Origin of the sequence: Paraclostridium sp. AKS73 (genome assembly GCF_025671395.1) — a bacterium.
In the GTDB taxonomy this organism is placed as follows: domain Bacteria; phylum Bacillota; class Clostridia; order Peptostreptococcales; family Peptostreptococcaceae; genus Paraclostridium; species Paraclostridium benzoelyticum.
In genome coordinates, this window is record NZ_JAIXHU010000016.1 from 63715 (window position 1) to 71034 (window position 7320).

Here is a 7320-nt window from a genome sequence, read left to right on the forward strand (position 1 = left end):
CAATATGCCTACAAACAATTTTAGTGTTCAAATAAATAAAATTTCTTTTAACATTTATACTATTAATCATATGAAAAAATAGTTCTCAATATATTAACTTATAGAGGTGATTTATTTGAACTATGTAGCTATTCGAGCTGGTGGAAATAAAAATCAAGGATTAGGCCATGTTGCAAGATGTATATCCTTAGCTCAAGAACTAACTTTTAATAACTTTAAAGTTTTATTCTTAATTGATGATGATACTTATATAATAGATTTTTTAAATAAACATAACCTTGAATTTAAACCTTTAATAACTAAAGATTTAAATTTAGAAATAAAAGAAACTAAAAAATAATTAAAGATTTAAACATAGATTTATTAATAACAGATTCTTATAATCTAAATGATTATTATTTTAAAGAAATCAAAAATATAGTTAAATATTTAGTATCAATAGATGATACTAACTTATATGATTATATAAGTGACATAGTTATTAACTACAATATATATGCTCACAATCTAAACTATAAATTTAATAGTGAAACAAAGTATTTGCTTGGATGTAACTATTGTTTATTTAGAAAAGAATTTCAAGAAAATGATTATATATCAATAAATAAAACCTGTAAAAATGTTTTAATTACTATGGGTGGAACTGATGTAAATAACTATACTTATACCATTTTAAAATATCTAGATGAGTTTAATGATATGAATTTCAATGTAGTTGTAAATGAAAAATTTAATAATCTAAATAAACTTAAATCTTTAGCAAGTTGCAAATCTAATATAAACTTAATATTTAATCCAAATAATATGAAATCTATAATGATTAAAAATGATATAGCTATATCAGCTTCAGGTAGCACCGCTTATGAGCTTTTATCGCTTTCAATTCCTTCAATATTAATCATACAAGCTGACAATCAAGAACTTATATGTAAGGAGTTATCAAATATTAATACTTGTGTTTATGGAGGTTGGTTTGATGAACTCACTGAGCACAAATTTAATGAAATCTTTACTAAACTAGCAAACAACTATGAATTTAGGAAAAGTATAAGCGATAACTGTAAAGGTGTAGTATGTAAAGCTGGAGTAAAAAATGTAGTGCACGAAATAAAAAATTATTTAAATAAGGAGTTTTTATGAACATATTGTTTATGGGTGGACATGAGTTAGGTGCAAAAACACTAGAACATTTAATTAATAATAATGTAAATGTAGTTGGTGTAGTTGTATCTAAAAATGATAACGATTGGTATCGTGGAGTTGATGAAGTTGCAGATAAATTTAATTTAAACCTTTATGAAGAAAAAAATATCAATGACCAAAATTTTTTAAATAAAATAAAATCTTTAAACTTGGACTTAATAGTTTGTGTTAATTTTGATCAAATACTAAAAAAGATATTATAAATTTACCAACTATAGGTTGTATAAATACACACGCATCTTTACTACCTAAGTATAGAGGGCGTGCCCCTTTAAACTGGGCTATGATTAACGGTGAAGAATACAGTGGAGTTACAGTTCATTTTATAGATGAAGGTATAGACACAGGAGATATAATCTTACAAGAAAAAATAAAAATAGATGAAGATTACTATATATCTGATTTATTAAATAAAGTTAAAAATATTTACCCTAAAATAGTATTAAACTCTATCAGACATTTAGAAAGTAACAACTTAAATTTAATAAAGCCAGATTTATCAAAAGGATTTTATGTAAATAAAAGAACTAAAGACGATGGTAAAATTGACTTTTCAAAGCCTTCAAAAGACATCATGAATTTCATAAAAGCAATTTCAAAACCATATCCTGGAGCATTTTTATATCATAATAATAAAAAAATAATTATTTGGAGAGCTAGATTAGATTATACTATTTTACCTAAGTATGAAAGCTTAGATATAGGAACAGTTGTCTTTAATAACTCCAATTTACTTATAAAACTAAAAGATGCAATGCTAATTGTAACAGATTATGAATTCGAATAATAAATCTTAAGGATGTGTATTTATGATTATAGATGATTTTAAAATATCTAATGATTCACCTTGTTACATAATAGGTGAACTATCAGCAAATCATGGTGGTGATATAAATATAGCAAAACAAAGTATCAAAACTTTAAAAGAATGTGGAGCCAATGCCGTTAAAATTCAAACTTATACCCCCGATACTTTAACCATTGATTGTGATAATGATTACTTTAGATTAAATCAAGGTAGCATATGGGATGGGACTACATTATATAAATTGTATCAAAATGCATACACTCCTTGGGAATGGCAAGAAGAACTATTTGATTATGCAAATAAAATAGGTATCACATTATTTTCAACTCCATTTGATAAATCATCAGTAGACTTTTTAGAATCCTTAAACGTTCCGGCATATAAGATAGCTTCTTTCGAAATTAGAGATATTCCACTTATAGAATATATTGCTTCTAAAAATAAGCCTATTATATTGTCTACTGGAGTAGCTACTAAAAATGATATATATGAAGCTTTAACCTCATGTAAAAAAATGGATAACATGGATATTGCTTTATTGAAATGTACATCATCTTATCCAGCAAATTTAGAAGATTCTAACTTGGATACCATCCCTAATATGAGAAACACTTTTCATACAATAGTTGGATTGTCTGACCATAGTATTGATATGGAAGTTCCTATAACAGCTGTTGCTCTTGGTGCTAAAATAATAGAAAAACACTTTATAATAGATAAAAATATCGGTGGTCCTGATTCTTCATTTTCGCTGGATAAAAACCAATTTAAGCAAATGGTTGAATCTATAAGAAAAGTTGAAAAATGCATAGGAAAAATTTCATACAATAATGAAGATGACTTAAAAAAACATATTAAGTTTTCTAGGTCTTTATTTGTAGTTAAGGATATAAAAAAAGGTGAAATACTAAAAGAAGATAACTTAAGATCTATAAGACCTGGTTACGGTATGCACCCTAAATACTACTATGATATTCTAGGTAAAAAAGTAAATAAAGATATTAAAAGAGGTACTCCTTTAAGTCATAATGACTTAGAATAAAATATTGAATAGCAAAATAATAAGGATATATATAAATTTCATTTCTGAATCTAGAAAAGGTTTTAAATTTATATATATCCTTAAATAATTTACTTTCTATATAACATATCAAGATGAGGGATATCATCTTCTAAATATATATCCGATACCTCTTTAAATCCTAAGCTCTTATAAAACTCTATTAAATACGCTTGAGCTGATATTTTTATTTCAGTTTCATTTAACTCATTTTCTATATACTCTATAGCTTTTAACATAATTTCTTTTGCTAGACCCTTACCTCTATATTCTTTACTTGTTAATACTCTACCGATAGAGACTTCTTCAAAGGAAATTCCTTTTTCTAAAATTCTTACATAAGCTGTGATATTTCCATTTTCTTTAGCAAATAAATGATATGAGTTTTTATCTTTAAAATCTACATCTTGATATGGACACTTTTGTTCTACTACAAATACTTCTATTCTAGCACTTAATATCTCATACAATTCATCTACAGTTAATTCCTCATATTTTTTTAATTTCCATTCCATATAACTGCCTCCTCTACTTGTTTGTATAGTCTCTTTTATTTCCTTTTTTTATATACTCCCAATCTTTTTCTATATTCTTTCTCATTCTTTCTAATAAAGTAAATAGGATATCTACTTCTTCTTCACTAAACCCATTTAATGAATTCTCTGTAGATAATTCCTCTTCACTTTTTAAAATTAAATGTATTTGACTAGCTTTTTCTGATGGATATAACTCATAAGCTCTTTTATCTTTTTCATTATGTCTTTTAATCACATAATCTTTTTCAACTAATTTTTTAATAGCCTTTGCCGTTGTTGTTCTATCTACATTTAATAAGTTAGATAATTCTTCTTGATTAATACCTGGATTTTCACATATTCTTACTAGAAACAAATACTGTCCTTTTTCTAGTCCTACTTCTCTAAACTCTACATCACTTATTGTTTGTAAACATCTTGCAATCTTACCTATTTCTCTAAGAATTAAATAACTCATTTAATTCCTCCTTTTAAGTACTTGAACTTTCACCTATTTTCAATTTACCATAAGATACTTGAACTTTCAAGTATTTATACATAAATAAAGGTAGAACCTTTTAAAGATTCTACCTTTATTTTATATATATATATGAAATACTAACTTAATGCCTATGCTAATTCTTTATTTTCATTTCTTAATTTTTTAACTTTTCTAGCAAATAATATAGTGAATACTATAGCAACTCCAATACCTATTGCATTAGATACTCCAGCGTGTAATCTAAATCCTTCTGGTGCTTGCATTATATATGCAAATGTTACAGCTGTCATGAATATAGCAGGTATAGTACTTATAAAATGATTTTTATTATGTTTTGCTAAGTATGCTGATCCTGTCCATAACATTATCATGGCTAATGTTTGGTTAGCCCAAGAGAAATATCTCCATATTATGTTGAAATCTATGAAAGTAAGTGCTATACCTATTACAAATAATGGTATAGATATCATAAATCTATTTTTTATACTACTTTGATCTATCTTCATTGCATCTGCTATTGTAAGTCTTGCACTTCTAAATGCTGTATCTCCACTAGTTATAGGACAAACTACAACTCCTAATACTGCAAGAAGTCCTCCTATTGGTCCCATTAAAGTGTTTGATATAACATTTACAACTGTAGCTGGTCCACCTTGAGATAATATAGCATCTAATTGAGGAACTCCTCCAAAGAATGTCATAGCTGCTGCTGCCCATATTAAAGCTATTATACCTTCTGCAACCATTGAACCATAGAATACTCTTCTAGCTTCACTTTCTTTTTCAACACATCTTGCCATCATAGGAGATTGTGTTGCATGGAATCCAGATATTGCTCCACATGCTATTGTTATAAATAAGAATGGGAATAATGGTTGTCCTTGTGGATGTAAATTGTGAAGTGCTATATTTGGTATATCATATCCCTTAAATATTAACCCTCCTGCAACTCCAACAGCCATTATTAAAAGTGCTGCTCCAAATAGTGGATATATCTTTCCTATAACTGCATCTACTGGTAAAACAGTGGCAGCTATATAGTATAATACTATTATAACAACCCATATTTTAGTATCTATTGATGTCAATGTTGTTAAAAGTGCTGCTGGTCCTGTCATAAATACAGTACCAACTAATATTAAAAGCAACACTGTAAATACTCTCATTAAGTTTTTAGTTGAATTTCCTAAGTATTTTCCAACCAGTTCAGAAGCTGAATCACCTTTATTTTTCATTGATAAATACCCAGATAGGAAGTCGTGAACTCCTCCTGCAAATATTGTTCCAAATACTATCCATAAAAATGCCGCTGGTCCAAATAAAGCACCTTGTATTGCTCCAAATATAGGTCCAAGTCCCGCTATATTTAAGAATTGTATAAGAAATATTTTTCTCCATTTCATTGGAATGTAATCTACACCATCTTCAAGTGTAGTTGCTGGCGTTTTGATGCTATCATCAATGCCAAACGTTCTTTCTACAAATTTACCATAAGTATAATACCCAATTATAAGTAACGCTATTGATCCTAAAAAACTTATCACATCAATCGCTCCTTCCCTAAAAGTAAAAAAATAATGTTAAGAATTTTTTCTTAACATTATTATATATGCCTTCTGTTTTAATTTGTCGATTGATGAGTTAAACGTTATTTTCTATTCATAAATGCATTTTTTATGTAATGAAATGCATTTCATGAATAAATACCATTATAATTCACTTGAAATTTGTTTAGATAGTTTCTTAGAATTTATTATATTCTCTTTTAATTCTAAAACATCTACTAAAACTAATTGACTAAACTTATCCGCTCTTTTGTTAAAACACTTAATTATATCCTCTTTAGAATTTTCTCTATGCATTAGCTTATCTACGTCATAAACTAGATCCATTACACCTGTATTATTTTTACTAAATCTTCTAAAGTTATTTACTAAAAATCTAATGTCATTCATAAACATTCGTTGATTGTATAAAAAGTCATCAATACTATTTGATAAAAGTGTTAAGTTGTTTGTATCTATTTTTTATTTATTAAGTTGTTAACAAATAGCATCTCTTTTACATCCTCATCTATTTTTAATTCTAATCTACCTAGTTCATATAATTTTGAAAGTACTTTTTCATTTATCATTATAGATTTTCAATATCTTTTTTAGTTATATCTCTCATTTTATAAGGTAATATAACTTTATTTGCATATAATGCAATTAAAGTACCTATAACAACAAATACTAGTCTATTTATAGATATCATCTCTAAACTACTCGTCATAGCTGCTGCACCTAATGCAGATATTGTTGTACATATCATTTGATCTTTGTATTTAGTTTGGAAGTTACTAATATATCCAACTGCAAGTATGACTAGTACTCTAGCTGAATCTTCTTTTATTAAGTAAAATAAAATTTCAAAAATTACCAATCCTATTACAGTACCTACAAGTCTATCCTTACCTTTTACCTTACTAGCTTCAAGATAAGGTTGAACTATAGCTGATAAACTAAATACTAACCATTTTCCATATTCAAGATTGAAAATACTAACTATAAAAACACCTATACTTGTAACAATAGCTCCTCTCAATGCAAAAGTAAACTTAAGAGAATCTTTGCTCATATTATTTTTTAAATCATTTACTCTATCTAATAAATCCGTTACAAAATAATTTTCCTTAATTTTATCTATTTTTTTATCCCTAGAGTCTTTTAAATCATAACTTAATAAATCTGCTGCATCTTTAAGTTCATATATTAAATAATAATTTGGTTCTATTTTATCTGTATCTTTAACATATTCACTTAGTTTGTTTATTAATTCGTCTATGCTTAAATTTTCATTTGTAAAATTATCAATTTCTACTAATAAGTTCTTTACTTCATTTAATGTTTTAAAATAACCTTCATTATTATTTCTATCATCTTTAATTTTACCAACTGTTAAATTAATACTTTCTAAAAATCTACTTATAAATAAACTTTGTATAATTTCAATAGGTAAGTTTATATCTTTATCTATTCTTTTATACATATCAGATACTAAGTCTCTTATTCCTATGTATGTTTTTTGTTTAACTCATTTACAAAATCTAAATTTTTGTTTTCTAATATACAGTTTATTTCCTCACTTATGTACTCTATAGAACTCTTTATTGTTTTTTAGATTGTGTTTTAAGTTTATTTTTATTAGCTAGCATTTGAATTGCCATTATTGCTAATCCACAAAATACAAG

Annotated in this window: 10 protein-coding genes; 5 read left to right on the plus strand and 5 right to left on the minus strand. The window is 26.5% G+C overall.

What is annotated here, in order from left to right:
- The first annotated feature begins 115 nt into the window (after nucleotides 1-115).
- The 5 genes from LEQ07_RS10595 to pseI are packed head-to-tail and all read left to right on the plus strand — an operon-like array spanning nucleotide 116 to nucleotide 3053.
- Nucleotides 116-340: a hypothetical protein gene (locus LEQ07_RS10595; protein ID WP_263330644.1), complete on the plus strand. Its 225-nt coding sequence runs from the start codon at nucleotides 116-118 to the stop codon at nucleotides 338-340.
- Nucleotides 340-1140 carry a UDP-2,4-diacetamido-2,4,6-trideoxy-beta-L-altropyranose hydrolase gene (gene pseG / locus LEQ07_RS10600; protein ID WP_317852068.1) on the plus strand — a complete coding sequence of 267 codons (801 nt, stop codon included), beginning with the start codon at nucleotides 340-342 and terminating at the stop codon, nucleotides 1138-1140. The genes LEQ07_RS10595 and pseG overlap by 1 nt, the downstream gene beginning before the upstream one ends.
- A complete protein-coding gene (locus LEQ07_RS10605; RefSeq protein ID WP_263330645.1) occupies nucleotides 1137-1406 on the plus strand; it encodes a hypothetical protein in 270 nt (89 codons plus the stop codon). Before pseG ends, LEQ07_RS10605 begins: the two co-directional genes overlap by 4 nt.
- 20 nt (nucleotides 1407-1426) lie before the next feature.
- Complete coding sequence (locus LEQ07_RS10610; RefSeq protein WP_263330659.1) at nucleotides 1427-1990, plus strand: methionyl-tRNA formyltransferase; 564 nt, start codon at nucleotides 1427-1429, stop codon at nucleotides 1988-1990.
- A gap of 22 nt (nucleotides 1991-2012) precedes the next feature.
- A complete protein-coding gene (gene pseI, locus LEQ07_RS10615) occupies nucleotides 2013-3053 on the plus strand; it encodes a pseudaminic acid synthase (protein WP_263330646.1) in 1041 nt (346 codons plus the stop codon).
- 89 nt (nucleotides 3054-3142) lie between these two features.
- On the opposite strand, the gene LEQ07_RS10620 is transcribed toward pseI, so the two are convergent.
- The 5 genes from LEQ07_RS10620 to LEQ07_RS10640 all read right to left on the minus strand — a co-directional run bounded on the left by LEQ07_RS10620 (nucleotide 3143) and on the right by LEQ07_RS10640 (nucleotide 7118).
- Nucleotides 3143-3586 (minus strand): GNAT family N-acetyltransferase, encoded by a 444-nt coding sequence (locus tag LEQ07_RS10620; protein WP_046824245.1) that lies wholly within the window; start codon nucleotides 3584-3586, stop codon nucleotides 3143-3145.
- 13 nt (nucleotides 3587-3599) lie between these two features.
- The gene (locus LEQ07_RS10625) at nucleotides 3600-4064 is read right to left on the minus strand and encodes a MarR family winged helix-turn-helix transcriptional regulator (RefSeq protein WP_046824246.1); all 465 of its coding nucleotides are present in this window, start codon (nucleotides 4062-4064) and stop codon (nucleotides 3600-3602) included.
- A 152-nt stretch (nucleotides 4065-4216) separates the two neighbouring features.
- Nucleotides 4217-5632: a carbon starvation CstA family protein gene (locus LEQ07_RS10630; protein WP_046824247.1), complete on the minus strand. Its 1416-nt coding sequence runs from the start codon at nucleotides 5630-5632 to the stop codon at nucleotides 4217-4219.
- A 165-nt stretch (nucleotides 5633-5797) separates the two neighbouring features.
- Nucleotides 5798-6043, minus strand: coding sequence for a hypothetical protein (locus LEQ07_RS10635; RefSeq protein ID WP_263330649.1), 246 nt, complete (start codon nucleotides 6041-6043; stop codon nucleotides 5798-5800).
- A 178-nt stretch (nucleotides 6044-6221) separates the two neighbouring features.
- Nucleotides 6222-7118 carry an FUSC family protein gene (locus LEQ07_RS10640; protein WP_263330651.1) on the minus strand — a complete coding sequence of 299 codons (897 nt, stop codon included), beginning with the start codon at nucleotides 7116-7118 and terminating at the stop codon, nucleotides 6222-6224.
- Between the last annotated feature and the right edge of the window lie 202 nt (nucleotides 7119-7320).

What these genes read in the sequence shown, in the direction of transcription:
- LEQ07_RS10605 (WP_263330645.1), top strand. Translation starts at nt 1,137, where the DNA reads ATGAACATATTGTTTATGGGTGGACATGAGTTAGGTGCAAAAACACTA.
- pseI (WP_263330646.1), top strand. Translation starts at nt 2,013, where the DNA reads ATGATTATAGATGATTTTAAAATATCTAATGATTCACCTTGTTACATA.
- LEQ07_RS10620 (WP_046824245.1), bottom strand. Translation starts at nt 3,586, where the DNA reads ATGGAATGGAAATTAAAAAAATATGAGGAATTAACTGTAGATGAATTG.
- LEQ07_RS10625 (WP_046824246.1), bottom strand. Translation starts at nt 4,064, where the DNA reads ATGAGTTATTTAATTCTTAGAGAAATAGGTAAGATTGCAAGATGTTTA.
- LEQ07_RS10635 (WP_263330649.1), bottom strand. Translation starts at nt 6,043, where the DNA reads ATGAATGACATTAGATTTTTAGTAAATAACTTTAGAAGATTTAGTAAA.
- LEQ07_RS10640 (WP_263330651.1), bottom strand. Translation starts at nt 7,118, where the DNA reads ATGTATAAAAGAATAGATAAAGATATAAACTTACCTATTGAAATTATA.